Here is a 25,688-nt window from a genome sequence, read left to right on the forward strand (position 1 = left end):
TCCATATTAACTTCCCATGTTAACGCATGCCAGGCAAGCGGCAAAGCGTTGTACATCTGCCACGGTGCGCCAAGCCGCTTAGCACCACATCCCGGCATGACATATAATGAGAATCATTCTCATATGCGGCATTCCTGGCTGCGGACTCATACATCGGACGCCGTGGTTGCACGCTATTACCAAGAACTGTTGAACTTTTGCTGGCGCAGCTTGCGCAACCGCGAGGCCGCTGCCGACCTGGTGCAGGAAAGCTATGCGCGCGTGCTGGGTGAAGCGGCCGTGCGCGAACCGCGCGCGCTGCTGTACCGCACGGCGCGCAACTTGCTGATCGACAAGCACCGCCGCGCCGCCTTGCGCCAGCACGAGGAGCTCGACGCCCTGCCGGAGGCCGCACATCCGGCCGCCCCCCGTCATCTGCAGCCGGAACAGGCGCTGGAAAGCAGCCAGGACTGGCAAGCCTGCGTGGCCGCCATCGACGCCTTGCCGCCCCGCTGCCGCGACGCCTTCGTGCTGCACGTGTTCGAGGAATTGCCGCACGCGCAAATCGCCGCGCGCATGGGCATTTCCATGAGCATGGTGGAAAAACATATCGCGCGCGGCATGCTCAGTTGCCAGGCGCAGTTGCATTCTTTGCGGGAAGCCACATAATGGCGCCCATGACCGCCCACTCGCCCCGCCATGATTTCGGCCCCTCTGCCCAGGAGCAGGCGGACTTGCGCGAGTACGCCGACTTTGCCGCCACGCAAGATGGCGTGGCGCTGGCAGCCGCCACCTGGTTCAGCCGGCACGGCAACCTCGATGCACAGGGCCAGTCGGCGTTTGCCGCCTGGCTGGCGGCCGATCCGGCCCATGCCGAAGCCTACGCGCAACTGCAAAGCACGCACCGCGTGGCGCGCCGGATTCCCCCGCAGGTCGCCGCGCGCTGGGCAGTGCCGCCAGCCGCAACGCACGTGACACCGCAGGCGCCGCGCCGTCATTGGCTGCGCGCGCTGCCGTATGCGGCCGCCGCCATGTTGCTGCTGAGCGTGGGCGCGGGCGGCTACCAGTGGTGGCAACAGCAAGCCGTGTTCAGCCAGTCGTATGCCACCGTGCGTGGCCAGCGCCTGGCCGTCGCGCTGCCCGACGGCAGCACGCTGCAGCTCGATACGGCCACGCAACTGCACGTCACCCTGTACCGCCAGCGGCGCGAAGTACGCCTGGCGCACGGCGAAGCACTGTTCCAGGTGCAATCGAAGCAGGGCCAGCCCTTCGACGTGCTCAGCGGTCCATTGACAGTGACGGTGGTAGGCACGCAGTTTTCCGTGCGCAATACCCTCGAACACGACGGCAAGCTGCGCGTGGCCGTGCAGCATGGCCAGGTGCGTGTGGCGGGTGCGCGGCAAGACCGGGTCGACCTGCGGGCCGGCCAGGGCGTCAGCAGCGATGCCAGCGGCCGCCTGTCGGCCATCGCCAGCCTGGCCCCGGGCAGCGTGGCGTCGTGGCGCGACGGCAGGATCACCTTCGACAATGTGCCGCTGGGCGCGGCGCTGGCCGAGTTCGAACGCTATGGCGACACGGGCTTCGTCGTGCGCGATCCCGCCGTCGCCAGGCTGCGCATCGGCGGCAGCTTCAGCCTGACCCAGCTGGACCGTTTCGCCGCTGCCCTGCCGCAGCTCTTGCCCGTGCAGATCGTCCGCAACGGCACCGTCAGCACCATCGGCATGGCGCCGAAAGCCGCCGCGCAGGCGCCGGCCATGCAACTGCAATAAATGAAAATAATTCGCATTCGCAGGTGAGGATTTTCTCCGCTGCTGCGTCTACCAAGTTAATCGACAATAAATTAACCTGGAGAAATGCAACATGTGGTCCCCCCGCCTCAATCTGACACCCGCTCCCCTCGCCCTGGCCGCCATGCTGGCATTGGGCAACATCCCCCTGGCACAGGCGCAAACCTTGTCCCCCGTCAAACTGGCCATCGCCGCCCAGCCGCTGGGGCAAGCCCTGAATGAGCTGGCGCGGCAAGCCAATCTGCAACTGCTGTTTGCGCCGGAACTGGTGGCCGGCAAGACGGCGCCCGCCGTCAGTGGCACCCTCAGCGTGGCCGACAGCCTGGAGCGTCTGCTGGCCGGCAGCGGCCTGACGGCTGCCATCGACGGCAGCAGCGTCATCATCCGCCCGGCGCCCGCCGCCACGGGCAAGGTGGCGACCCTGGCGGAAATCACCGTCAGCGCGCGCCAGGACGCGACCATCGATACCGAGCTGACGAAGTCGTATGCGGCGCAAGCGGTGAGCATCGGCAAGGGCCGGCAAAGCCTGCGCGACATTCCCCAGTCCGTCTCCGTGCTGACGCGCCAGCAGCTGAACGACCAGAATTTGCTGAGCCTGGACGACGCCATGCGCGGCGTGACGGGCATCACCGTCGAAGCGAGCAGCACGGGCGGCAACCACGGCAATTTTTACTCGCGCGGCCATGCGCTCGACTCGGTGCAGGTCGATGGCGTGATGACGCCCGCCAGCACGGGCAACGACCTGTCGGCCGGCTACGGCCTGGCCATCTATGACCGCGTGGAAGTGCTGCGCGGCCCCGCCGGCCTGTTCCAGGGCGCGGGCGACCCGGGCGGCACCATCAACCTGGTGCGCAAGCGGGCGCGCGACACCTTCGCCGCCAGCGGCGTGCTCAGCGCGGGTTCCTGGGACCGCTACTATGCGGAAGCGGACGTCACCGGCCCCCTGAGCGCGGACGGCAAGGTGCGCGGCCGCCTGGTGGCCGCGTATGAACACCGGCGCTCCTTCGTCGACCACGTGTATGCGGAAAAACCGCTGCTGTACGGCACCGTCGCCGTCGACCTGGCGCCGGGCACCGTGCTGACGGGCGGCGTCACCTGGCAGGAATACAAGGGCCGTCCCGCCTTCGGCCTGCCCGCCTATGAAGACGGGCGCCTGCTGGACGTGCCCCGCTCGACCTACCTGGACCCGGCCTGGAACCACATCACGGAAAAGGTCACGGAATATTTTGCCGAACTCGATCACAAGCTGGACAACGGCGGCCAGTTCAAGGTGACCGCCCTGTCCCGCGAACAGGACGAACCATCGCGCCGTTTCGGCTGGTCCGATTGTTCGGCAGACCCTGTCACGGGCGACAGCTGCCTGAAAACCTGGAGCTACCGCAGCCACTGGAAGACGCAGGGACTCGATGCTTACCTGGCCACGCCCTTCCAGGCGTTCGGCCGCAGCCACGACCTGATCGTGGGCGCCGACTACCGCCAGGTGCACAAAAATTTCCGCTACGGCGGCGGCAAGGTCACCCCGATCAACATCTACCATCCGGATAACAATATCCCCCAGGCCAGTTACACTTTTACTGATGGTAACGACAACCGCACCAAACAGTTCGGCCTGTACGCGCGCACCCGCCTGCAGGCGACGGACCGGCTGGCCGTCAACCTGGGCGGGCGCCTGACGCACTGGGACAACCATGCCGTCAACCGCAATACGTATTTCAACCAGTTCACCGACGTCAGCAACACCATCAAGGCCAAGTTCACGCCGTACGCGGGCCTGGTCTATGAACTCGACAAGCAGGTGTCGGCCTACGGCAGCTACACGCGCATCTTCTCGCCCCAGACCACCACGGACGCAGCAGGCCAAACCCTGAAGCCGCGCACGGGCCAGCAATTCGAACTGGGCTTGAAGGCGGAGCTGTTCGACAAGAACGTCAATGCGCATGCGGCCCTGTTCCGCATGGAAGACGAGAACCGCGACATGCCCGATCCGGCCAACCCGCTGTTTTCCATCGGCGCCGGCAAGATGCGCAGCCAGGGCCTGGAAGCCGAGCTGAACGGCAGCCCCCTGCCGGGCTGGAACATCACGAGCGGCTATTCCTACACCAGCACGCGCACCCTCGAAGGCAGCGATGACCAGAAAGCGCAACTGTATTCCTTCATCGCGCCACGCCACAACTTCAACCTGTGGACCAATTACCGGCTCGCCGGCGCGCTCGACAAGATCAGCGTGGGCGGCGGCTTGCGCAGCGTCAGCAGCATGTACCGCCTGAACGGGCCCGTGAAATTCGAACAGGGCCCCGTCACCACAGTGGGCTTGCAGGCGGGCTACCGCCTCAGTCCCACGCTGGAGCTGTCGTTGACGGTGAACAACCTGTTCGACAAAAAATACTACACGCGCGTGTGGGCCGCGTATGGTTCCAACTTCTATGGCGAACCGCGCAACGCCATGCTGACCCTGCGCGGCCAGCTGTAAACTCCGCGCTCCCGCGCACGCACGGCCGCCGCGTCACTGCGGTGGCCGTGCGCGTTTACAACATCACACTCTTGCATGTCTCGCAACCTCGCACTATAATAAGAATAGTTCTCATTCACATTTGGATTCCGTTCGGAGTCTGCATCTCGCATATCCCGCCTGCCATCGACCTGCCAGGACGGCATGGCCGATGCGCAGCTGGATGACACGCTGCGCCAGCCAGGCCTCCCTGCCAAGCAAGCCTTCCCATATCGATAACGCAAAAAGGTCGTTTCATGGCGCGAGCACGTTCGCTGGCCGGCGCTGCCGCCGCCACTTTCCGGTACTTTGCACCGCTGCGACAACCACGTTTCTCACCACAAACTAAGGCATACACCATGCACCTCACTTCCATCGCGCGCCTCGGCGCCCTCGCCGCCGCCCTGCTGGGCGCGGCCCTCGTTTCCGGCACGGCCAGCGCGCACCAGATCTGGCTGCAGCAGGACGGCAAGGCGGCCAGCGTGTACTTCGGCGAATTCGGCGACAACCTGCGCGAAGCCTCGCCCGGCTTGCTGGACAAGTTCAGCATCAAGAACGTGACGTGGGTGTCCGCCAAGGGCGCGCAACCGTTGCAGGCGAGCAAGACGGCCAGCGCGTTCATCCTGAATGGCAAGGTGGGCGCCGGCGAAAGCATCATCGTCGAGGAAGACAACTACCCGTCGTGGGAAGAGAAAAAGGATGGCAAGGCCACGCGCACCGTGTGGGTCCCGGCCGCGCGCCTGGTCGCCGACGGCAAGGCGCAAGCGCCCGCGCTGACCCTGGACCTGGTGCCGACCGGCAAACCAGGCCAGTTCCAGGTCAGCTACCAGGGCAAGCCGCTGGCGCAAGCCAAGGTCAACGCCGTGGTGCAGTCGGGCTGGGGCAAGGAAGCGTGGAGCGATGCGCAAGGCCTGGTCAGCTTCCCGCTGCCATGGAAGGGCACCTATGTGCTGGAAGTGCAGCACACGGACAAAACGGCCGGCCAGCGCGGCGCGCAAGCCTATGACAAGGCCATGTTCGTGACGACCCTGAGCCTGGTGCAGCCGCAAGGCGTGACGCCGCTGCCGGCCGGCCCGGCCCTGCCACCGAGCAAGGATCACGACTGACCATGCAAGCGCCAGCCACCACTGAAAAAATGCCGCGCCTGCGGCTCTCCGCCGGGGCCGTGTACCGCCTCGGCGTGGCTTCGCGCAGCGTGGCGGCCATCGTTGGCGGCTACGTGCTGGCCGCGCTGGTCACCATGCTGCTGTCGGTAAGCCTGCCCATGGCCCGCTCCGAAGCCGTCATGACAGCTACCCTGCTGTCGTTTGCCATCTATACCTGCGCCGTGATGTGGGTCTTCGCCACGCGCAGCGCCCTGCGCGCCTGGCTGGGCCTCGCGATCCCCGCCGCCGTCATCGCCGCCATCCTGCAGTGGATGGACGCACTATCCTGGAGTCTCGCATGAAAGAAGGTTTCCGCCAGTCGATGGCATGGCTGCACACCTGGTCCGGCCTGCTCGTCTGCTGGATCTTGCTGCTGGTGTTTTGCGCCGGCACGGCCAGCTACTACCGCAATGAAATCACCCTGTGGATGCAGCCCGAACTGCATGGCGCCGCCGCCAGCGCAGTGACGACGGAAGTGGCGGCCAAGGTCGCGCAACAGGCGATGCAGGAGCGGGCCACGGGCGCCACGCGCTGGTTCATCAGCCTGCCCGGCGAGCGCAATCCCGCCACGCAGCTGGGCTGGAGCAAACCGTCGCAACCGGGCGAAAAGAAACGCGGACGGCGCGGCAATTTTCATAGCGAAAAGGCCGACCCGGCCACGGGCGAAGTGCTGTCCAAGCCGCGCGAGACGCGGGGCGGCGAATTCATCTACCGCCTGCATTTCGACCTGCACTACATGTCCGCCATCTGGGGCCGCTGGATCGTGGGCTTCTGCGCCATGTTCATGTTCGTCTCCATCATCAGCGGCATCGTCACGCACAAGCGCATCTTCAAGGACCTGTTCACCTTCCGGCCGAAGAAGGGCCAGCGCTCGTGGCTGGACGCGCACAACGTGACGGCCGTGCTGGCCCTGCCCTACCACATGATGATCACCTACACGGGCCTCGTCACCCTGATGTTCCTGTACATGCCGTCCGGCGCCACGGCCGCCTACAAGGGCGACCAGGATGCCTTCTTCGCCGAAGCCTTCCCGGGCCGCTCGGACGAGCGCAAGGCGGCCGGCGTGGCCGCGCCGCTGACGCCGTTCGCGCCCCTCGTGCGCCAGGCGGAACAGCACTGGGGCGGCGGCAAGGTCGAGCGCATCTCCGTGAATAATCCGGGCGACGCCAACGCCACCGTGACGCTGTCGCGCGCGTCCGGACGCGACATGTCGTCGAAGCAGCCGTCGCTGGAATTCGATGGCGTGTCCGGCAAGCTGCTGGCCACCGACGGCGACGCGCTGCCCGGCGCGGCGGCCACGCACGGCGTCATGTATGGCTTGCACATCGCCCGTTTCGGCGGACCGCTGCTGCGCGCGCTGTTCTTCCTGTCCGGCCTGGCCGGCTGCGCCATGGTCGCCACGGGCGCCTTGCTGTGGGCCGTCAAGACGCGCCAGAAGCAGGCCAAGGCGCTGGCCGCCGGCAAGCGCGCCAGCTTCGGCCTGCGCCTGGTGGAAGCGCTCAACATCGGCGCCATCGCCGGCATCCCGATCGCCTTCGGCGCCTATTTCTGGGCCAACCGCCTGCTGTCGGTGACGATGGAAGACCGGCCGCAGGAGGAAATCGCCTGCTTCTTCGGCGCCTGGGCCCTGGCCGCCATCATCGCCCAGCTGCGTCCGTCGCGCGCCATGTGGCGCATGCAGCTGGCCGCCGGCGCCTTCCTGCTGGCGTCGCTGCCCGTGCTGAACGTCTTCACCACCGAATCGCACCTGGGCGTGACCCTGTTCCTGGGCCGCGGCCCCGTGGCGGTGGCCGCCTTCGACCTGGTGGTGCTGGTGCTGGGCCTGGGCCTCGCGTATGCGGCGTTCAAATTGAAACCGCTGCCCGTGAAGGCGGCCAAGGCCGCACCCGCCGCCAAGCCGGCGCCGACGACGATGGAGGCCGCGTGATGGAGCTGCTGTCGAACTTCCTCGTCTTTGCCTTGTGCTACGCAGGCCTGTCCTCGCTGTGCCTGGCGATGGACCGCCACTACGCCGACTTGCATGGACGCGGCGCCGAACCTCCCGCGCCGCTGCGCCGCCGCCTGCAGTGGACGGGGTGGCTGGCGCTGGCGGCCGGCCTCGCCTGGGCCATGCACATCGCCGGCGGCGGCTACGGCCTCGTCTACTGGGTCGGCAGCCTGACTGGCTGCGGCTTGCTGCTGATCTGGCTGCTGCCCTACGCGCCGCACCAGGCCATGCGCCTGGCGCGCCTCGTCGGCGGCGCGGCCGTGCTGGCCGCCATCGCGCTGGCCATGCTGTAGAGGACCTGGCGGTCCCGCCACGTGACGGCAAGTGCGTGGCGGGACAGCAACAGCGCATTGCGTCGGCACGCTCACCGCGCTAAAATGAGAATAATTCTTATTTGCATTAAGGTTTTTCCCACCATGCCAGGCAGTCCGTTCGCGCCCTCTCCCCTGCTGCCCACGCAGCTGGAAAACCATTACCGCGCGCACCACGGCTGGCTGGCACACTGGCTGCAGCGGCGCCTGGGCAATGCCTTTGATGCGGCCGACCTGATGCAGGATACCTTCACGCGCCTGCTGGCCGGCGCCCCGGCACAGCCGCAAACGCCGGCCCTGCGCGCGCCGAAAGCCTACCTGGCCACCGTCGCCAAGCACCTGCTGATCAATCACTTGCGGCGCCAGTCGCTGGAACGGGCGTGGGCCGATGCGCTGGCCGCGCAGCCAGAACAGCACCAGCCCTCCGTCGAGCAGCGCGCGCAAATCCTGCAGGCGCTGCAAACGGTCGATGCCATGCTCGACGGCCTGAAACCGAAGGTGCGCGCCGTCTTCATCCTGGCGCAGATCGAAGGCCATGCCTATGCGGACATCGCCGCGCAACTGGGCATCGGCGAGCGCTCCGTGAAGCGCTACATGGCCGAGGCGCTGACCGAATGCGTGCTGCTGGCGCCGGACCTGCTGCCATGAGCGCGGCCGCGCCACCATCTCCGCTGTTGTCGCGCAAGGTGGCGCGCCAGGCCGTCGAATGGTATTTGCTGGAGCAGTCGGGCCAGGCCACGCCGGACGACCTGGCCGCCAGTGCGCAGTGGCGCGCGCTCGACCCGGAACACGCGCGCGCCTGGCACAGGGTGCAGCAAGTGAGCCAGACCGCCGGTCTGCTGCCGCCGGAGCTGGCCGTGCCCGTGCTGCGCCGTCCGCAGCGCCGCGTGGCCGTGCAGCTGCTGCTGGCGCTGATGGCGGCGCCCGCCGCCTGGCTGCTGGCGCGCCACGAGATACTGGCCGATTACCGCAGCGGCGTGGGCGAGCGGCGCGACATATCCTTGCCCGATGGAAGCACCCTGGTGCTCAACACGGACAGCGCAGTCGATGTGGCGTATGGCCCCGACGAACGCCGTCTGACCCTGCGCCGCGGCGAAGTGCTGGTGCAGACGCGCCCCGACCACGCGGGCAGCCGCCCGTTCATCGTCGCCACCTGCCATGGGCGCATCCGCGCGCTGGGCACGCGCTTCACCGTGCGCGTCGACGACGGCGGCAGCCGCGTGACGGTGCTCGAACACGCGGTGGAAATCACGCCGCGCGCGCCCTCGGCCACCGTCCGCACGGTCGCGGCAGGCCAGCAAAGCCGCTTCGACGCCAGCCACGCCAGCCTGCCCGTGCCGGCGCCGCTGCAAGCCGATGCCTGGGCGCGCGGCATGCTGGCGGCGCAGGACATGCGCCTCGACGCCTTCGCCTTCGAACTGTCGCGCTACCGCCCCGGCCTGCTGCGCGTGGAACCGCAGGTGGCGGGCTTGCGCCTGTCGGGCGCCTTCCAGCTCGACGACACGGACGCCGTGCTGGACAGCCTGGCGCGCATGCTGCCCGTCGACGTGCTGTACCGCAGCCCGTACTGGGTCACCATCGCGGCCCGCCAAAAATAACTTACAAAAGTGGCCCCTTTTTTCACCCTCGCCTGTCCTGTGAGTATGACAACGACACTCACCGGAAAGGCAAGACCATGCACCCTCCTCGTCTGACTCCCCTCGCGCGCGCCATCGGCGGCGCCGTGCTCCTGCTGTCGCTGGCGCAGGCGCCGGCCATGGCAGCCGGTGCCGCCGCCGCGCCAGTTGCCGCGCAAACGGCCTTCAACGTGCCGGCGGGCGAGCTGTCCGCCGCCATCGCCAGCTTTGCCATCGAGGCGAAGGTGAGCGTGGGCGCGGCGGCCGAGCTGCTGCAAGGCGTGCGCACGCCGGGCCTGAGCGGCAGCTACACGGTGCCGCAGGCGCTGGCCCGCCTGCTGGCCGGCACGGACCTCGAAGCACTGCCCAGCGGAGAACGCAGCTACGTGCTGCGCAAGTCGGGTGCTGCCTCGCCCGCCGCGCCGATCGCCGCCACCCTGGACGAAGTGGCCGTCAGCTCCAGCGCCCTGCGCGACGGCACCACGGAAGGCAAGCGCGGCTACGCGGGCCTGACCAGCGCCACGCGCCTGAACCTGTCGCTGCGCGAAACGCCGCAAGCCGTCAGCGTCATCACGCGCCAGCAGATCGAGGACCAGGGCTTGAAAACCCTGCAGGACGTGCTGCTGCAGGCGCCCGGCATCACGGTGGACCATTCGTCGAGCACGCGCGAATACGACCAGGTGTTTTCCCGCGGCTTCGAAGTCACGTCGTACATGTTCGACGGCATCCCGACCAGCAAGAGCCTGAAAGCGCGCACCTACGACATGGCCATCTACGACCGCGTCGAGGTCATCCGCGGCGCAACAGGCCTGATCAGCGGCACTGGCAGCCCGTCGGCCGCCATCAACCTGGTGCGCAAGCGCCCGGGCCGCACGTTTGCCGCCACGGCCGGCGCGCAGCTGGGATCATGGGACCGTTACCGCGTCGAGGGCGATGTCTCGACGCCCTTGACGGCGGACGGCAAGGTGCGCGCGCGCCTCGTCGCCGCGCATGAAGACCAGCGCTCGTTCATCGACCGCTACCAGCAGAAAAAGGACGTGCTGTACGCCATCGTCGAAGCGGACCTGTCGCCTTCGACGGTGCTCAGCGCCGGCATCAACTACCAAAAGGAAAAGCTCAAGGGCGCGGGGCGCGAATTCCCCGTGTTCTACGCCGACGGCTCGCAAACCCATTTTCCCCGCTCGATGAACGGCACGGCCGCGTGGAGCACGTATGACCGCGAACAGAACATGCTGTTCGCCACGCTCGATCATTATTTCGACAACGACTGGATCGCCAAGGTGGCCGTCAGCCGCAGCAGCAACCAGTACGACGCCCTGCAGGGTTTTTCCGGCAACGGCTACCCGGACCGCGTGACGGGCGGCGGCATGAAGCTGTGGTTGGCCAACTGGCACAGCAAGCCGCAACAGACCTCGCTCGACGCGTACGTGAGCGGCCCGTTCCAGGCCTTCGGCCGCAAGCATGAACTGGTGCTGGGCGTGAGCGCCTCGGAACTCAAGACGAATGGCCCCATCTACCCGAACTGGCGCCTCGACGGCTACAACTACACGGTGCCGGATATCCACGCCTGGCATGGCGCCATGCCGGTGCCCGACTACAGCGGCACGCGCCTGGGCAGCTCGTACGACAAGGAACGGGAAAGCGGCGTGTATTCGACCCTGCGCCTGCGCCCGACGGACGCGCTGTCGGTGATTGTCGGGGCGCGCCTGTCGTACTGGAAGCGCGACATCCGCAGCGATTATTTCAACGATACGGACCTGTACGACGCCATGCGCGAAAACGGCAAGATCACGCCGTATGCGGGCCTGGTCTACGACCTGGGCCAGCACTGGTCGGCCTACGCCAGCTACACCAGCATCTTCACGCCGCAAAGCCAGCGCGACGTCAACAGCCGCTTCCTGGCGCCGCTGGAAGGCAAGAACTACGAAGTGGGCGCCAAGGGCGAATTCTTCGGCGGCAAGCTCACCACCAGCGCCGCCCTGTTCCAGCTGAAGCAGGAAAACCTGGCCGAAGCCGATCCGGGCAACATCTGGATCATCGGCACGGGCGGCGGCTCCTACGCCTATCACACGGTGAAGGGCGCCACCACGCGCGGCGTCGAGGTGGAAGTATCGGGCCAGCTGCGCCCCGACTGGCAGCTGACGGCCAGCTATGCGTATAGCCGCATCCGCAACGCCGCCGGCGAGCGCATCCAGACCAACCAGCCGCAGAACATGGCCAAGCTGTGGACCACCTGGCGCCTGGCGCAGGGCGTGCCGGGCCTGGTGCTGGGCGGCGGCGTGAACTGGCAGAGCGATATCTACATGGACGACCGCGGGCCGAACGGCGAACGCTTCACGCAGAAGGCGTATGCCGTGGCGGGACTGATGGCGCAGTACCAGGTCACGCCGCAGCTGATGGCGACCCTGAACGTGAATAACGTCTTCGACAAGAAGTACTACTCGACGGGCATGGGCGGCTACTACGGCGATCCGCGCAACGCCATGCTGTCGCTGCGCTATCAATTCTGAATGGCTTCGCTGCTTTTGAGCAGCACCTCGATGCCCTCGGGCGCCATGGCGCGGCCCAGGAAATAGCCAAACGCCTCGTCGCAGCCCATCTCGGCGAGCAGTTCCAGCTGCTCGCCGCTTTCCACCCCGCCGGCGATGGTGCGCAATCCCAGCGTGCGCGCCATCGCCACGATGGCGCGCACCATGGCGCCGTCGCCGCCCGGCTTGCCCACGTCGTCGACGAAGCATTTTTCGATCTTCACGGCATCCGTGGGAAAGCGTTTCAGGTAATTGAGCGAAGCGTCGCCCGTGCCGAAATCGCTGATGGCGATCGCCATGCCCAGCTGGCGGAACTGGCGCAATATCAGTTCGCAGTTCTGGTTGCGGTCGATCAGGATGCCGGCGGCAATTTCCAGCTCGATGCAATGCCCCGGCACGCCGGCCGCTTCCAGCGCGGCGGCGAAATTGCGCGCGATGTCGCGCTGGTAGAACTGGCGCGCCGACAGGCTGACGGACACCGTCAGCATCTGCCCCTGCGCGATCCACCTGCGCGCCTGTTCCACCGCCGTGGCCATCACCCACGCCCCCACCGGCAGGATCAGGGCGATTTCCTCCAGTACCGGTAAAAAGTCGAGCGGCATCATCAGGCCCAGCTCCGGGTGCTTCCAGCGCAGCAGCGCCTTCACGCCCGTGATCGTGCGCGTCTTCAAATCCATGCGCGGCTGGTAGAACAGGGCGAATTCATTGCGTTCGAGCGCGTGGCGCAAGGCCGTCTCGAGGATGGTGCGAGAATACGATTGCGTCTGCATGCGCGGCGCGTAGCGCAGGCAGGTGCCGGGCGTGTGGCGCTTGGCCGCATACATGGCCAGGTCGGCCTTTTCGATCAGCGCATTGACGTCGTCGTCATCGTCCGGGTACAGGGCCACGCCCACGCTGGCCGCCACCGACAGGCTGTATTCGCCGATGACGAAGGGGGCGGCGATGGCGCCGACGATTTTCTCGGCCACCCGCTCGGCATCGTGCGCCGTGCGCAATTCCGTCAGCAGGATGATGAATTCGTCGCCGCCCTGGCGCGCCACCGTGTCGACCTTGCGCACGCACTGCTGCACCCGGCGCGCGAACTCCGTCAGCACCTGGTCGCCCACGTCGTGCCCCAGGCTGTCGTTGATGGATTTGAAGCGGTCGATATCGACGAACAGCACCGCCAGCAACGCCTGGTGGCGGCGCGCGTACGCGATGCCGTGCTCGAAGCGGATCTGGAAATGCAGCCGGTTCGGCAAGCCCGTCAAGCCGTCGTGGTGGGCGATGAATTCCAGCTGCTGCTCGGCGCGCCGGCGCGCCGACACATCGTGCAGCAGCAGCACCGCGCCGCCCTGCGCCAGCGGTGCGCAGCTGTACTGCACGTCGATGCGCTTGCCGTCGAGATGGCGCAGCAGCACAGCGCCGCGCGCCACTTCCAGCACTTCCTGCTGCGCCACACAATCGCGCACCTGGCGCGCCGCATCGATGGGCGTGCCGTCATGGAACAGCGGCAGCAACTGCGTCACGGGCTGGCCCAGGCCATCGTCGCCCAGCAGCCCGCCCATGGCGCTGGCGCGGGGATTCAGGTAGCGCACCACGCCAGCGTGGTCGGTGCCGACGACGGCCGCCGGCAAGGCGTGCAGCAGCGCCAGCGCATCTGCCATGCGCTGCGCCTGCGCCGCCTGCAGCACCACGCCTGTCGCATGGCGCAGGCGCCACGTGCGCGCCGCCTGCCACTGGCAGGCCAGCAGCACGCTCAGCATCACGGCCAGGGTCAGGCACAGCGCCAGCAACAGCGTCGTCATGCGTCACCCGGCAGGCAAGAGGTGGAAGACATGCTTTTCCTTTGCAACGCGCGCCATGCGGCCGGGCGCAGAACCATGCGGAAAGGAAATAGTATAAGAATTCCGGCGCGATATTTGCCTGATCGGGCGCCGCTTGACTGGTGTCAATCACGGCGGGGCGTGATCACTGTTGCAATCCTCCCACAGACAATCTCACTAATTATTGCAACAATTGCTGCGCAACACTAAAATGAGAATGATTCTCATTCTTGGGAATCAACTCCATTCATCTGAGTCCCTGCGCCCACGCCAGGACCGCAGCGGCATGGCCAGGCAAGCCAGGCGCAACACTCCCCCAGCGACGCATATTTTGAAACAGGCATCCGCCTGCTTCATCCACCACATCATCGCGACACCGGGAGTAATCAATGACAATACACAGCGCACAGCGAAAGGCCGCCGCGTTGGCGCCGACCCTCATGGCCGCAGCCATTCTCGGCACCTTGGGTGCACCAGCCCATGGCCAGACGCAGCAGCAGGAACAGAATCTGCCCGAGGTGCGCGTCAACGCGCAGGCCGCCTCCGCCACCACCGAAGGCAGCGGCTCCTACACCAGCGGCAGCATGAACGCGGCCACGCGCCTGAACCTTTCCGTGCGCGAGACGCCGCAATCGGTCAGCGTCGTCACACGCCAGCAAATGGACGACATGAATATCCGCTCGGTCGAGGACATCGCCAATGTCACGCCGGGGCTGAGCCTGAACAAGGGCGCCACCGAGCGGGCCAGCTTTTATTCGCGCGGTTTCTCGATCAGCAATTTCACGGAAGACGGTCTGACCATGTCGGCCGACGGCGACACCCTCGGTTTCGCTACCCTGGCCATGTACGACCGCGTCGAAATCCTGCGCGGCGCGGCCGGCATGCTCAATGGCGTGGGCAACCCGTCGGGCACGATGAATTTCGTGCGCAAGCGCCCCACGGCACAGAGCGAGGTGTCGCTCACGGGCAGCATCGGCCGCTACAACGACTACCGCGGCGAAGTCGATGCGCGCGGCGCATTGAACCAGGCGGGCAGCCTGCGCGGGCGCGCCGTGGCCGCCTATCAGGATACCGACACGTTCATCTCGAACTACCGCCACAAGCGCGCCCTGCTCTACGCCACCGCCGATGCCGACCTGTCGCGCGACACGACCCTGAGCGTGGGCTTTCACGTCAACGACGAGCGCAATCCCGGCTCCACGTGGTACGGCTTGCCAACGGCGCTCGACGGCAGTTTCCTGCCGCTCGACCGCTCGGCCAGCAACGCGCCCGACTGGACCTTCTGGAACAAGAAAAACACGCGCCTGTTCGCCGAACTCGAACAGCGGCTGGGCGACGGCTGGAAGGTCAAACTGGCGGCGCAGGCGCTGCAGGACGAACTCGACTCCGTCGTCACGGGCATCGCCCGCGTGCCGAAGACGAATCTGTTCCTCCTCAGCGCGGCCAACGCCTTTGTCTACGACCGCCAGCAGCGCATAGTCGATGCGCAGGCAGCCGGTCCTTTCAGCCTGCTGGGCCGCCGCCATGAAATCGTCTTCGGTGCCAACTACCGCACGCGCGATACCGAGGACAAGGGCTACAAGTCGGTGCCCGACTACAGCTACACCTTCAACCCCGTGCGCTGGGATACGGGCGCGCCCGTGAAACCCGCGATCGGCACCTTCTATTATGGCCAGGACAGCAAGACGAAGCAGACGGGCGTCTACACGACGGCCCGCTTCAGCCTGGCCGATCCGCTGGCCCTGCTGGTGGGCGGCCGCGTCGACTGGTACGACTATCGCGCCATCAACACGTTGTCGGGCGCGCGCTCCGGCTACAAGGTGAGCCGGGAAGTCACGCCATATGCCGGCTTGGTGTACGACGTCGACGCCCACCATTCGCTGTACGGCAGCTGGACCAGCATCTTCAATCCGCAAAGCGCCGTCGACAGGAATGGCGTGCTGCTCGATCCCGTCACGGGCATCAACATGGAAGCGGGCGTGAAGGGCGAGTACTTCGGCGGCGCGCTGAACGCCTCGGCGGCCGTGTTCCGCATCGTGCAAAAGAACCTGGCGACCGCGCTGCCGCTGACGCAGTGCGGTCCCGGCCTGCTGTCTTGCTCCGAAGCGGCCGGTGAAGTGCGCAGCGACGGGTTTGAACTGAGCGTGTCCGGCGCGTTGACGCCACGCTGGCAGGTGAGCGCGGGCTTTACCTACAACACGGCCGAATACGCCAAGGCGCAAGGCAGCAATGCCGTCGGCGCGCGCTATGCGGCCGAGCGCCCCAGCCGCCTGCTGCGCCTGTCCACCAGCTATCGCCTGTCCGATGCGTGGCGCGTCGGCGGCGCGCTACGGGCGCAGAACCAGATCTACAAGACCAACAGCGCCATCCGCCAGGGCGGCTACGCGGTGGCCGACCTGAACGCGGGCTGGCAAGTGAACCGCCAGCTCGACGTGCGCCTGAGCGTGACCAACGTCTTCGACCGCAGCTACTACCAGGCCATCAGCAGCATCGACAGCGGCAATGCATTCGGCGATCCGCGCAGCGCCGTGCTGACGGCGAAGTACACGTTTTAAGCCAGCGCCAGCCGGCCCGGCTTCAGTTCCGGCGTCGACGCCAGCGCCGGCGCCGCATGCAGCTTGAAGATGCTGACGGCGTCGGCCAGGCTGGCCGCCTGCTGCTGCAGCGCGTCCGCAGCGGCGGCGGCCTGCTCCACCAGGGCCGCGTTCTGCTGCGTCACGCCATCCATCTGGCTGATGGCGATGCTGATCTGTTCGATGCCGTCGCGCTGCTCCACGCTGGCCACGGCGATCTCGCCGATGATGGCGTTGACGCGCTGCACGCTGCTCACCACGTCATCCATCGTACGCCCCGCCTGGCCGGCCAGCACGCTGCCCTCTTCCACCGTGCGCACGGATTCGCCGATCAGCTGCTTGATTTCCAGGGCCGCTGCGGCCGAGCGTTGCGCCAGGTTGCGCACTTCCGTCGCCACGACGGCAAAGCCGCGTCCCTGCTCGCCCGCGCGCGCCGCTTCCACGGCCGCGTTCAGGGCCAGGATATTCGTCTGGAAGGCGATGCCGTCGATGACGGCGATGATGTCGACGATGCGCTTCGACGAGGCATTGATATGGCTCATGGTCTGCACCACCTGCGCCACGGCCTCGCCGCCGCGCTGCGCCACGTCGGAAGCGCCGCCGGCCAGCTGGCGCGCCTGATCCGCGTTGTCGTTATTCTGCCGCACGGTGGACGTCAGCTCGATCATCGAGGCGGCCGTTTCTTCCAGCGAACTGGCTTGCTCCTCCGTGCGCGACGACAGGTCCATGTTGCCGCTGGCGATTTCAGCGGACGCCGTGGCGATGGCGTCCGTGCCGGCGCGCACCCGTCCCACGATGGCGGCCAGGTTGCCGCTCATCGCCTTCAAGGCGCGCAGCAGGTCGCCGATTTCATCGCGGCTGCCGTCGGCCACCACGGCGCGCAAGTCGCCGGCCGCCACCTGCTGGGCGATGCCGACGGCCGCGCCCAGCGGCACCATGATGCTGCGGATCAGCCACCACACGGTGACGGAGCCCACGACCAGGGTCACCAGCACGGTGGCCAGCATGGCGATGCTGGCGCTGCGGTGCGCGGCATCATCCTGCTCCTTCATCTGCGCCATCAGGGCGTGCGACTGCTTGCCGATGGCCGTGACGATGGCGTCGATCTGGCGTGTCGGTTCGCGGTCCATGCCCTTGACCAGCGCATCGACGGCCTGCGCGCTGTCGGCGCGCGCGCCGTCATACTTTTGCAGCGCCGCCAGGTAGCTCACGCCCAGCGCGTCGTGCGCCTGCAGCGCCTGCTCCACGGGTGCCGTGTCGAGTTTTAATGCGCCCATCATCGCCTGCAGGCTTTTCAATTCCTTGCGCGTCTGCGCGCCGCTGGCGACAAACGCTTCGCGGTAGCGCTGGAAGGCGGCAGCATCGCCGCCGCGCAGCAGGATGTTTTTCCATTCCTGCACCTGGATCTTGAATTCCACCTGCGCGCTGCGCGCCGCGTCGACCGCTTCCGTCAAGGCGACGGAACGCTGCATGGCGTCCGCGCTGCGCGCACTGGCCGCGTCGAGCGCGCTCCAGCCGCGCACGCCCACGAACACCAGCGCAAGAAAAAAGAAGGCGCCCAACAGACCCAGGCGGACGGAAATTTTCAGATTCGCGAGTTGCATGTGTTTCTCCCGGCGGCAAGAACAGGATGGCAACAAAGACGTCGCCAAAACTAACCAATTCTCACCAAATGAAGAAATCATGGGGCGCGCCCCGTGAAAAACCAAGCAGCGCTTTCGTTAGAGAAACACTTTCAACATAGAAACAACAAATTACAGCGCAAGGTTGACTGGATGGTCATGATTTTCCGTCACCGTCATGGTCGTCCGGGCAATCTTGCCCGTACCCGCATCAAGGCAGCATGCGGGTCAGTACATCGTCCTTGCGCACGCGGTGATGGAACACGGCGGCCAGCACATGCAGGCCCACCACGCCCCAGGCGACCCATTTGCCCAGGAAGTGGTGCACGATATCCACCGGCGCCTCGAAGCTTTCCCAGGTCATGCCGAAAGTCGTCGCCATCGACTCGAACAGCGCCGTATCGCGAAAGCTGGGCACGGTAAACAGGCCAAAGTCAGTATGCAGGCCCGTGCCCACGTAACCGGTCAGGGGCAGCACGATCAGCAGGCCATACAAGCCCCAGTGCGCGGCATGCGCCAGCCTGTGCTCCAGCGCAGAGCCGGGCGGATCCTGCGGCTGCACGTCGAGCAGCCGCCACGCCAGGCGCGGCAGCACCAGCGCGCCCACCAGCAAGCCCAGCATCCAGTGCACGTTCAATACCGCCAGCGTACCGGGCGCCTCTTCGTCCAGGAACCAGATCACATAGTAGACAACGACATACGCGCCGATAAAGGCGGCGGCGCTGGTCCAGTGAAAGAACTTGGCGAGCGCACCAAAACGGTCGGCGTTATTTTTCCATTGCATGGGGCGGTTCCTGGGAAGTGAAAGCGGATGCGGGGTCGGCCAACAAGCCAGTGAGCAGCTTGTCGAGGGCGGCCAGCGACATGGCCAGCCGCGCGGGCGGGTCGCCATCGGCTTCGGCGATCCAGAAGGCCGCTTCGGTCACGGCGCCATACAGCATGCGGGCCGTCACGCCAGTATGCGCAGGCAGCGCCACGCCTTCATCGATCAGCCCCTGCAGCGCCGCCTGCAACGCGGCGATGCCGACGCTCTGGTGCGCCTGCGGCACATCGCCGAACATGGCGCGCGCATCCTGCAGGATGATGCGGCGCAGTTCGGGCACCAGCGCCAGTTCCAGGTAGCCCTGGCAGCGGCGGCGAAACGCTTGCCACGAAGAGGGCGCGGCGTCCGCCATGGCTTGCAGGCGCTCGCCAACTTCGCCCTCGAGCTGATCGATCACGGCAAGCAGCAATTTTTCCTTGCTGCCGAAATGGTGGTACAGCGCGCCGCGGGTCAGGCCGGCGGCGGCCGTGAAATCATCCATCGAGGTATTCGCATACCCCTGTTCGGCGAACGCATGGCGCGCCGCCGCCAGCAGCCGGGCGCGGGTTTCCTCGATCATGCTGCTGCGGCTGCGGCGCGGGGGTGATACGGTGGAGACGGGCATGGACAGTCCTTTCACATACGTAGCGTATGTGAAAGCATGTTATTGACATACGTTACGTATGTCAATGCAAAAATACCTGCCGGCGTCAGTGCGCAGCCGCTCCCGCGAACTCCGCGCGCAGCAGCGGATACAGCCGCCGGTAGCGCGCCAGCCGCTCGTCGAGCACGGCGCACGCCTGCGGCGCCACCGTTTCCTGCACGGGCGGGCGCGTGCACACCTGCGCGGGCGGCAAGCCCGTCACCGCCATCTGCGCCAGGCGCGCCGCGCCCAGGGTGCCGCCGGCCACGCCGTGGTCGTGACGCAGCACGTTCAGACCGGAGGCATTCGCGCACAGCTGGGCCCAGAAACGACTGCGCGAACCGCCGCCCACGAACGACGCTTCTTCCAGCCGCGTGCCGGCGCTGCGCAGGGCCGCATTGCCGTCGGCCATGGCAAAGGCCACGCCTTCCATCACGCTGTAGGCCAGCTCCGCGCGCCCGTGTTCCGTCGACAGGCCGAAGAACACGCCGCGCGCGGACGCGTCGTTGTGCGGCGTGCGTTCGCCGCTCAAATACGGCAGGAAGACGGGCGCCATGCGCGCCTCGACGCCTTCGGCCAGGTTCACCAGTTCGCCGACATCGGACGACTGCGTCAGCCGCGCCACCCAGCTGAGGCTGGACGCGGCGCTGAGGATCACGCTCATCTGGTGCCAGCGCTCGGGCAGGCAATGGCAAAACGCGTGCACGCCCTGGCCCGGATTCGGCGCGAAGCCGTCGCTGCCGGCGAACAGCACGCCGGACGTGCCCAGCGACAGCAGGCCGGCGCCCGGCTCCACCACACCCAGGCCCACGGCGGCCGCCGCGTTGTCGCCCGCGCCGCCGGCCAGCAGCACCGTGTGCGCGATGCCCCATTCCTGGCACAGCGAGGATCGCACCTGCGCGGCGCTAGCGCTGCCTTCGACCAGGCGCGGCATATGCTCACGCGTGAGGCCGGTGGCCGCCAGCATGCGCTCGGACCAGTCGCGCCTGGCCACGTCCAGCCACAGGGTGCCGGAAGCGTCGGACATGTCGGAGACATACTCGCCCGTCAGGCGCAGGGCCACGTAATCCTTCGGCAGCAAGACCTTGGCCGTGGCGCGGAACAGCGACGGCTCGTATTTTTGCAGCCACAGCAGCTTGGGTGCCGTGAAGCCGGGCATGGCCTGGTTGCCCGTGATGGCGCGCGACTCGGGCACCAGCGCTTCCAGTTCCACGCATTCGGCAAACGCGCGCGTGTCGTTCCACAGGATGGCGGCGCGCAGCACGTGCTGCTGCTTGTCGAGCAGGGTGGCGCCATGCATCTGGCCCGACAGCGCGATGCCGCGCAAGCCGGAAAACGCCACCGGCTGCGCGGCGCGGATGGCGGCGATGACGTCCAGGGTGGCGTGCCACCAATCCTCGGGATTCTGTTCCGACCAGCCGGGATGGGGACTGGAGACGCGCAGGGTCACGCCGGCGCTGGCCAGGATAGCCTGGGCGTCATCGGTGAGGATGGCCTTGACTTCGGAAGTGCCGATATCGATACCGAGATAAGTCATTTGATTCCAAAAGAAAGTTAAGAATGGCCGTCGCCTGACGGCTCGGGCATGTTCATCAGCAGGCAGGAGCGGAATTTCGACGGCGACATCTGCTTGTGCGCCAAGAACTGGCGGTTGAAATTGGAGAGGTTGTTGAATCCCGTGCGGTAGCAGATGTCGGTGACCTTCATGTCCGTGTTCATCAGCAGCTCGCAGGCCAGCGCGATGCGTTCCTGGTTCACGTATTGGATGAACGAAGTGCCCGTATGCTTGCGGAAGAAACGCGTGAATTTCAGGGTGTTCATCTCCGCCACGTCGGCCACGTCCTGCTCGCAGAAATCGAGCGTGATGTTCTGCTTGATGTAGGCCAGCACCAGGTTGATGGTCGAGGACATGTAGCGTCCCGCCTGCGCCAGGTAAGTGACGCTGGCCAGCGGGCGCCGTTCGCGGCAGTCGCACAGCTCGCCGAACAGGCGCGTAAACAGTTCGACGCGGCGCAAGCCCTGCGCCGTCGTCAATTCCTTCATCAGCGGCACCAGGCGCAGGCCCAGCGCATCGGGAAATTGCAAGCCCCTGCCCGCCTCGCCCAGCAGCGCTTTCAGGGGTGCCATTTCCGGGAACAGCAGCGCGCAACGTTCGATGAAGTCGCTGGAAAACTGCAGCACCAGGTCGCGCTCGGGCAGGACCACGCCTTCCGGCAGTTCGCTGACCCAGTTGTGCGGCAGGTTCGGCCCCGTCAGGATCAGATTGCCCGCCCCGTAACTGCCGATATGGTCGCCGATGAAGAATTTGCCGCTCGACGTGATGATGAAGTGCAGTTCGTACTCGGGATGAAAATGCCATTTCGCCACGGTGTGCGGAAAGCCGTGCGCCCACGCGCGAAACGATTCGTGGATCGGTTTGTGGATCAGTTCCAAGTCAGGCGTCACGGCAGTTCCCTTGCACGGTCTCGGTCCCCTATTTTAACGACTTCAGCCCGCGGCCACCGCCAGCCCGCTGTCGGCGTCGAACAGATGCATGTGTTCCTCGTCAAAAGCCAGCGCCAGGGTCTGGCCTACCTGCGCCGCGCTGTTGGCCGCATTCGCCGGCAGCAGGGCCGACAAGGTCAATGCGCCGCACTGAAAGCTGATCAGCGCTTCGGCGCCCAGCAGCTCGACCAGGTCGATCGCGCACGCCAGGCCATGCGTACCCGCCGGCTCCTGCGTTCGTGCCTGCGCTGGCGCTGCCCGCAAATGATTCGGACGCAGGCCGAAGACCACACGCGAACCCGCCGCCAGCGCGGCGAAGCGTGGCGAGACCAGGGGCCAGCGGTAGCCGGCGCACACCAGCACCGTTTGTCCGCCCTCCTTTTCGACGACGCCATCGATGAAGTTCATGGCCGGCGTGCCGATGAAGCCAGCCGCGAACAGGGTGCGCGGATGGTTGTACAGTTCCGCCGGCGTGCCAATCTGCTCGATATGCCCGCCTTTCATCAACACCACCCGGTCGGCCAGGGTCATCGCTTCGAGCTGGTCGTGCGTGACGTACAACGTGGTGGTGCGCAGGCGACGGTGCAAGCGCTTGATGTCGGCACGCAGCTGCGCGCGCAGCTTGGCATCGAGATTCGACAGCGGTTCGTCGAACAGGAACACCTGCGGCGTCTTGATCATGGCGCGCGCAATCGCCGTGCGCTGCTGCTGGCCGCCCGACATGGCGCGAGGCTTGCGATCGAGCAGGCTGTCCAGGCTGAGGATGGCCGCCACCTCGCGCACCCGGCGCTCGATCTCGTCGTTCGGCACCTTCAGGCGGCGCAGGCCGAAGGCGATATTGTCGTAAACCGTCATGTGCGGATACAGCGCGTAGTTCTGGAACACCATGGCCACGTTGCGCGCGCGGGGCGGCAAATCGTTGACGACGGCGCCGCCGATCAGCAGCTCGCCGCCGCTGATGTCTTCCAGGCCTGCGATCATGCGCAGCAGCGTCGACTTGCCGCAGCCCGATGGCCCCAGCAGGACGATGAACTCGCCGTCATCGATGTCCAGGTCGAATGGCTGCAGCACGGCCGTCTTCTCGTCATACGTCTTGTGCAGCTGCCTGCAGGCGATATTTGCCATGATCAGTCTCCCGCCAGTTCGATCTGGATCTTGACGTCGCGCGGATGGCCCAGGGCCGCTTCCTCGAACGCCCGCACGCCGTCGGCAAAGCCGAAGGTGCGCGAAATGAAGGGCTTCACGTCGATCTTGCCGGAGGCCAGCAAGGCGATGGCGCGCGGGAAGATGTTCGCGTAGCGGAAGACGGATTCGATGCGCACCTCCTTGGCCTGGATGGCGACGATATCCAAAGGCACCTTATCCGGCGGCATGCCGACCAGCACCAGGCAGCCGTTCGGGCAGAGCAGGTCGGTGATGTTGTCGTAGGCGCGCATGCTGCCGCTAGCCTCGAAGACGATGTCGGCGCCCCAGCCATCGGTAGCCTCGCGCACCGTGTCGGCCAGGCTGGCCTGGCGCACATCGACCGTGGTCACGGCAGGATTATCCGCGAACAGGGCCAGCTTTTCCGGCACCAGGTCGGCCAGGATCACGCGCGAGCAGCCGCCCGCCAGCGCGGCCAGGGTGTTCATGGCGCCGATGGTGCCCGCGCCGATCACCACGGCCACATCACCCGGCCTGATGGCCGCCTTTTTCGCCGCCTGCAAGCCGATGGCCAGCGGTTCGACGATGGCGCCTTCGCCGAAGCTGACGTTGTCGGGCAGCTTGAAGGTGAACGCGGCCGGATGCACGACATACGGCGTGAGGCAGCCGTGGATGGGCGGCGTGGCCCAGAAGCGCACGGCGGGATCGAGGTTGTACAGGCCGCGCATGGTGGCCGGCGAATCGAACTGCGGCACGCCCGGCTCCATGCAGACCCGGTCGCCCACCTTCAGGTGCGTGACTTCATCGCCCACTTCCGCCACCACGCCGGATGCCTCGTGGCCGAGCACCATCGGCGCTTCGACGGCGAAGGGGCCGATCCTGCCGTGCTTGAAGTAATGCACGTCGCTGCCGCAGATGCCCACGGTATGAATCCTGATTTTCACGTCGCGCGGACCGACGGCGAGCGGCACGTCGATGTCGCGCAAGGTGATTGAATGCGCCTGTTCCAGTACGAGTGCTTGCATGATTGTCTTCCTTGTTTATCGTTATTTATGTTTGAGCATGGAGTTGAGCAACCGGCCCAGGATGCCGACGAACAGCAGCGGCGGCAGCGCCAGCAGCACGGTGGAAGCGTTCACCACGCCCCACGGCACTTCCTGTCCCATCGAGGTAAACGCCGACGCCACCACGGGCAGGGTCATGCTTTTCGACGAGGTGAGCGCCAGCGCGATCATCAGTTCATTCCAGACCAGCACGAAGCTGAAGACGATGCCGCCCATCAGGGTCTTCGAGGCCACCGGCAGGGCAACGTGCCAGAACACCTGGTACGGGCCGTAGCCGTCCAGCGCCGCCGCTTCCTCGATCTCTTTCGGGATGCGGGCAAAGGCGGGAATCGACAGCCAGATGATGGTCGACAAGGTCACCAGCAGATACGTCACCACCATCGACAGGCGCGAGTCGTACAGGCCCAGGTCGATCCAGATTGAGATCAGCGGAATGGCGACGGCCACGGGCGGCAAGAAGCGCAAGGACAGCAGGAAGAACTGGATATCCTTCTTGGCGGGAACCGGATAGCGGGCGATCGCATACGCGGCCGGCACGCCCAGCACGGCGCCCAGCAAGACGGCCACGCCGACGATGGCCACGCTGTTGCCCAGTCCCGTCAGCACTTCCGGACTGGCCAGCACCTGCTTGTAGTTAGCCAGGGTCGGGCTGAAGAAAAAGCGCGGCACGGGCGTGACGATGTCCATCAGCTCCTTGAAGGAATTGAGCACGGCCCACAGGATGGGAAACAGCGCCACCAGCACGATGGCGGTGGTAATGGCGGTGGTGGCGGCATGGTCCATGCCGCGCCGAACAGTCAGTTTTCCCATTTGGCGACCCGCTTCCAGAGTAAAGTGAAGATGACAGTCGTGGCCAGCATCATCAGCACGGCCATGCTGGACGCATACGACACCTTGCCCATCAGGCCGATGCCTTGCGCATACGCGTACATGTCCAGGGTTTCGGTGGAGATGCCGGGGCCGCCCTTGGTCATCACGTAGATCAGGTCGAACGAGCGCAGCGACTCGACCATCTTGATGAACACGAGGCTCATGATGGGCACCTTCAGCATCGGCAGCGCAATATACGCATACACCTGCAGCGTGCTGGCGTAATCGAGGCGCGCCGCTTCCAGCGGTTCGGCGGGCAGGGTTTCCAGCAGCTTCAGGATGACGGCGCCGAAGAACAGGCCCCACTGCCAGATGTCGACCAGCGCCACCGCATACAGGGCCGTGGCGGGATCGGACAGCAAGGCCGTGCCGCCCAGGCCCACGCACTCGAGCAGCCAGTTGAGGATGCCCATCAGCGGCGAATACATGAACTTCCAGATGAAGGCGGCCGAGACGCGCGGCAGCAGCACGGGCACGATCAGCAGCAGCGCGATGATGTCGCGGGTGCGTCCCTTGACTCTCTCAAACAGGAACACGGCCAGCAACACGCCGACGATCAGCGAGCCGGCCACGGTGACCACTTCCCAGATGGCCGATACCTGCACGGCATTGACGAAGCGGCGGTCGCCGAACAGGCGGAGAAAATTGGCAAAGCCGACGTAGTCGCTATCGCTGTAGCGCAGTACGCGGTTTTGCAGGGCCAGGTTGATGGCGGCGATGCTGGGCACCAGGCCCAGTATCAGCAGGACCAGCAGCGGCAGCGTCAGAAAGACGGCCGGCAGCCAGGTGTGGCGTTTTTTACGGATGGAATGCGGCATGGTGATGGCTTTCAAACGAGAAC

20 protein-coding genes and 1 pseudogene are annotated in these 25,688 nt (G+C 66.2%); 11 read left to right on the forward strand and 10 right to left on the reverse strand.

Annotated elements, in window-relative coordinates; translation table 11 throughout:
• The first annotated feature begins 162 nt into the window (after nucleotides 1-162).
• The 10 genes from OX460_RS11825 to OX460_RS11870 all read left to right on the forward strand — a co-directional run bounded on the left by OX460_RS11825 (nucleotide 163) and on the right by OX460_RS11870 (nucleotide 11,823).
• On the forward strand, nucleotides 163-648 hold the full coding sequence (locus OX460_RS11825) for a sigma-70 family RNA polymerase sigma factor (RefSeq protein WP_289898718.1): 486 nt from the start codon (nucleotides 163-165) through the stop codon (nucleotides 646-648).
• A complete protein-coding gene (locus tag OX460_RS11830) occupies nucleotides 648-1,748 on the forward strand; it encodes a FecR domain-containing protein (RefSeq protein WP_289898719.1) in 1,101 nt (366 codons plus the stop codon). Before OX460_RS11825 ends, OX460_RS11830 begins: the two co-directional genes overlap by 1 nt.
• A gap of 91 nt (nucleotides 1,749-1,839) precedes the next feature.
• Complete coding sequence (locus OX460_RS11835) at nucleotides 1,840-4,236, forward strand: TonB-dependent receptor (RefSeq protein ID WP_289898720.1); 2,397 nt, start codon at nucleotides 1,840-1,842, stop codon at nucleotides 4,234-4,236.
• Nucleotides 4,237-4,613: 377 nt separating this feature from the next.
• A complete protein-coding gene (locus tag OX460_RS11840) occupies nucleotides 4,614-5,360 on the forward strand; it encodes a DUF4198 domain-containing protein (RefSeq protein WP_289898721.1) in 747 nt (248 codons plus the stop codon).
• Between the two features lie 2 nt (nucleotides 5,361-5,362).
• Entirely contained in the window at nucleotides 5,363-5,701 is a 339-nt protein-coding gene (locus tag OX460_RS11845) for a DUF3649 domain-containing protein (RefSeq protein WP_289898722.1), read from the forward strand.
• The gene (locus OX460_RS11850; RefSeq protein ID WP_289898723.1) at nucleotides 5,698-7,326 is read left to right on the forward strand and encodes a PepSY-associated TM helix domain-containing protein; all 1,629 of its coding nucleotides are present in this window, start codon (nucleotides 5,698-5,700) and stop codon (nucleotides 7,324-7,326) included. The genes OX460_RS11845 and OX460_RS11850 overlap by 4 nt, the downstream gene beginning before the upstream one ends.
• A complete protein-coding gene (locus OX460_RS11855; protein WP_289898894.1) occupies nucleotides 7,326-7,679 on the forward strand; it encodes a DUF3325 domain-containing protein in 354 nt (117 codons plus the stop codon). The genes OX460_RS11850 and OX460_RS11855 overlap by 1 nt, the downstream gene beginning before the upstream one ends.
• A 123-nt stretch (nucleotides 7,680-7,802) precedes the next feature.
• Complete coding sequence (locus OX460_RS11860; RefSeq protein WP_289898724.1) at nucleotides 7,803-8,345, forward strand: sigma-70 family RNA polymerase sigma factor; 543 nt, start codon at nucleotides 7,803-7,805, stop codon at nucleotides 8,343-8,345.
• Complete coding sequence (locus OX460_RS11865; protein ID WP_289898725.1) at nucleotides 8,342-9,295, forward strand: FecR domain-containing protein; 954 nt, start codon at nucleotides 8,342-8,344, stop codon at nucleotides 9,293-9,295. Before OX460_RS11860 ends, OX460_RS11865 begins: the two co-directional genes overlap by 4 nt.
• Nucleotides 9,296-9,372: 77 nt before the next feature.
• The gene (locus tag OX460_RS11870) at nucleotides 9,373-11,823 is read left to right on the forward strand and encodes a TonB-dependent receptor (RefSeq protein ID WP_289898726.1); all 2,451 of its coding nucleotides are present in this window, start codon (nucleotides 9,373-9,375) and stop codon (nucleotides 11,821-11,823) included.
• Here OX460_RS11870 and OX460_RS11875 read toward each other — a convergent pair.
• On the reverse strand, nucleotides 11,814-13,628 hold the full coding sequence (locus OX460_RS11875; RefSeq protein ID WP_289898727.1) for an EAL domain-containing protein: 1,815 nt from the start codon (nucleotides 13,626-13,628) through the stop codon (nucleotides 11,814-11,816). The genes OX460_RS11870 and OX460_RS11875 overlap by 10 nt on opposite strands.
• Before the next feature lie 407 nt (nucleotides 13,629-14,035).
• On the opposite strand from OX460_RS11875, the gene OX460_RS11880 reads away from it, so the two are divergent.
• Nucleotides 14,036-16,201 carry a TonB-dependent siderophore receptor gene (locus tag OX460_RS11880; protein WP_251350625.1) on the forward strand — a complete coding sequence of 722 codons (2,166 nt, stop codon included), beginning with the start codon at nucleotides 14,036-14,038 and terminating at the stop codon, nucleotides 16,199-16,201.
• On the opposite strand, the gene OX460_RS11885 is transcribed toward OX460_RS11880, so the two are convergent.
• The 9 genes and pseudogenes from OX460_RS11885 to OX460_RS11925 all read right to left on the reverse strand — a co-directional run bounded on the left by OX460_RS11885 (nucleotide 16,198) and on the right by OX460_RS11925 (nucleotide 25,665).
• The gene (locus tag OX460_RS11885) at nucleotides 16,198-17,823 is read right to left on the reverse strand and encodes a methyl-accepting chemotaxis protein (protein ID WP_289898728.1); all 1,626 of its coding nucleotides are present in this window, start codon (nucleotides 17,821-17,823) and stop codon (nucleotides 16,198-16,200) included. The genes OX460_RS11880 and OX460_RS11885 overlap by 4 nt on opposite strands.
• Nucleotides 17,824-18,052: 229 nt before the next feature.
• Nucleotides 18,053-18,625: a cytochrome b gene (locus OX460_RS11890; RefSeq protein ID WP_289898729.1), complete on the reverse strand. Its 573-nt coding sequence runs from the start codon at nucleotides 18,623-18,625 to the stop codon at nucleotides 18,053-18,055.
• On the reverse strand, nucleotides 18,609-19,268 hold the full coding sequence (locus OX460_RS11895) for a TetR/AcrR family transcriptional regulator (protein ID WP_289898730.1): 660 nt from the start codon (nucleotides 19,266-19,268) through the stop codon (nucleotides 18,609-18,611). The genes OX460_RS11890 and OX460_RS11895 overlap by 17 nt, the downstream gene beginning before the upstream one ends.
• An 85-nt stretch (nucleotides 19,269-19,353) precedes the next feature.
• Nucleotides 19,354-20,823, reverse strand: coding sequence for a xylulokinase (gene xylB, locus OX460_RS11900; protein WP_289898731.1), 1,470 nt, complete (start codon nucleotides 20,821-20,823; stop codon nucleotides 19,354-19,356).
• Between the two features lie 17 nt (nucleotides 20,824-20,840).
• Nucleotides 20,841-21,731: an AraC family transcriptional regulator gene (locus OX460_RS11905; protein WP_077408099.1), complete on the reverse strand. Its 891-nt coding sequence runs from the start codon at nucleotides 21,729-21,731 to the stop codon at nucleotides 20,841-20,843.
• 63 nt (nucleotides 21,732-21,794) lie between these two features.
• A pseudogene (gene ugpC, locus OX460_RS11910) lies at nucleotides 21,795-22,895 on the reverse strand (sn-glycerol-3-phosphate ABC transporter ATP-binding protein UgpC); the annotation flags it as partial.
• A gap of 2 nt (nucleotides 22,896-22,897) precedes the next feature.
• On the reverse strand, nucleotides 22,898-23,938 hold the full coding sequence (locus tag OX460_RS11915; protein ID WP_289898732.1) for an NAD(P)-dependent alcohol dehydrogenase: 1,041 nt from the start codon (nucleotides 23,936-23,938) through the stop codon (nucleotides 22,898-22,900).
• 21 nt (nucleotides 23,939-23,959) lie between these two features.
• Entirely contained in the window at nucleotides 23,960-24,787 is an 828-nt protein-coding gene (locus tag OX460_RS11920; RefSeq protein ID WP_289898733.1) for a carbohydrate ABC transporter permease, read from the reverse strand.
• The gene (locus OX460_RS11925; protein ID WP_289898734.1) at nucleotides 24,775-25,665 is read right to left on the reverse strand and encodes a sugar ABC transporter permease; all 891 of its coding nucleotides are present in this window, start codon (nucleotides 25,663-25,665) and stop codon (nucleotides 24,775-24,777) included. Before OX460_RS11925 ends, OX460_RS11920 begins: the two co-directional genes overlap by 13 nt.
• Nucleotides 25,666-25,688: the final 23 nt, after the last annotated feature.

The sequence above is a fragment of the Janthinobacterium sp. SUN033 genome (genome assembly GCF_030397595.1).
GTDB classification, from domain to species: domain Bacteria; phylum Pseudomonadota; class Gammaproteobacteria; order Burkholderiales; family Burkholderiaceae_D; genus Janthinobacterium; species Janthinobacterium kumbetense.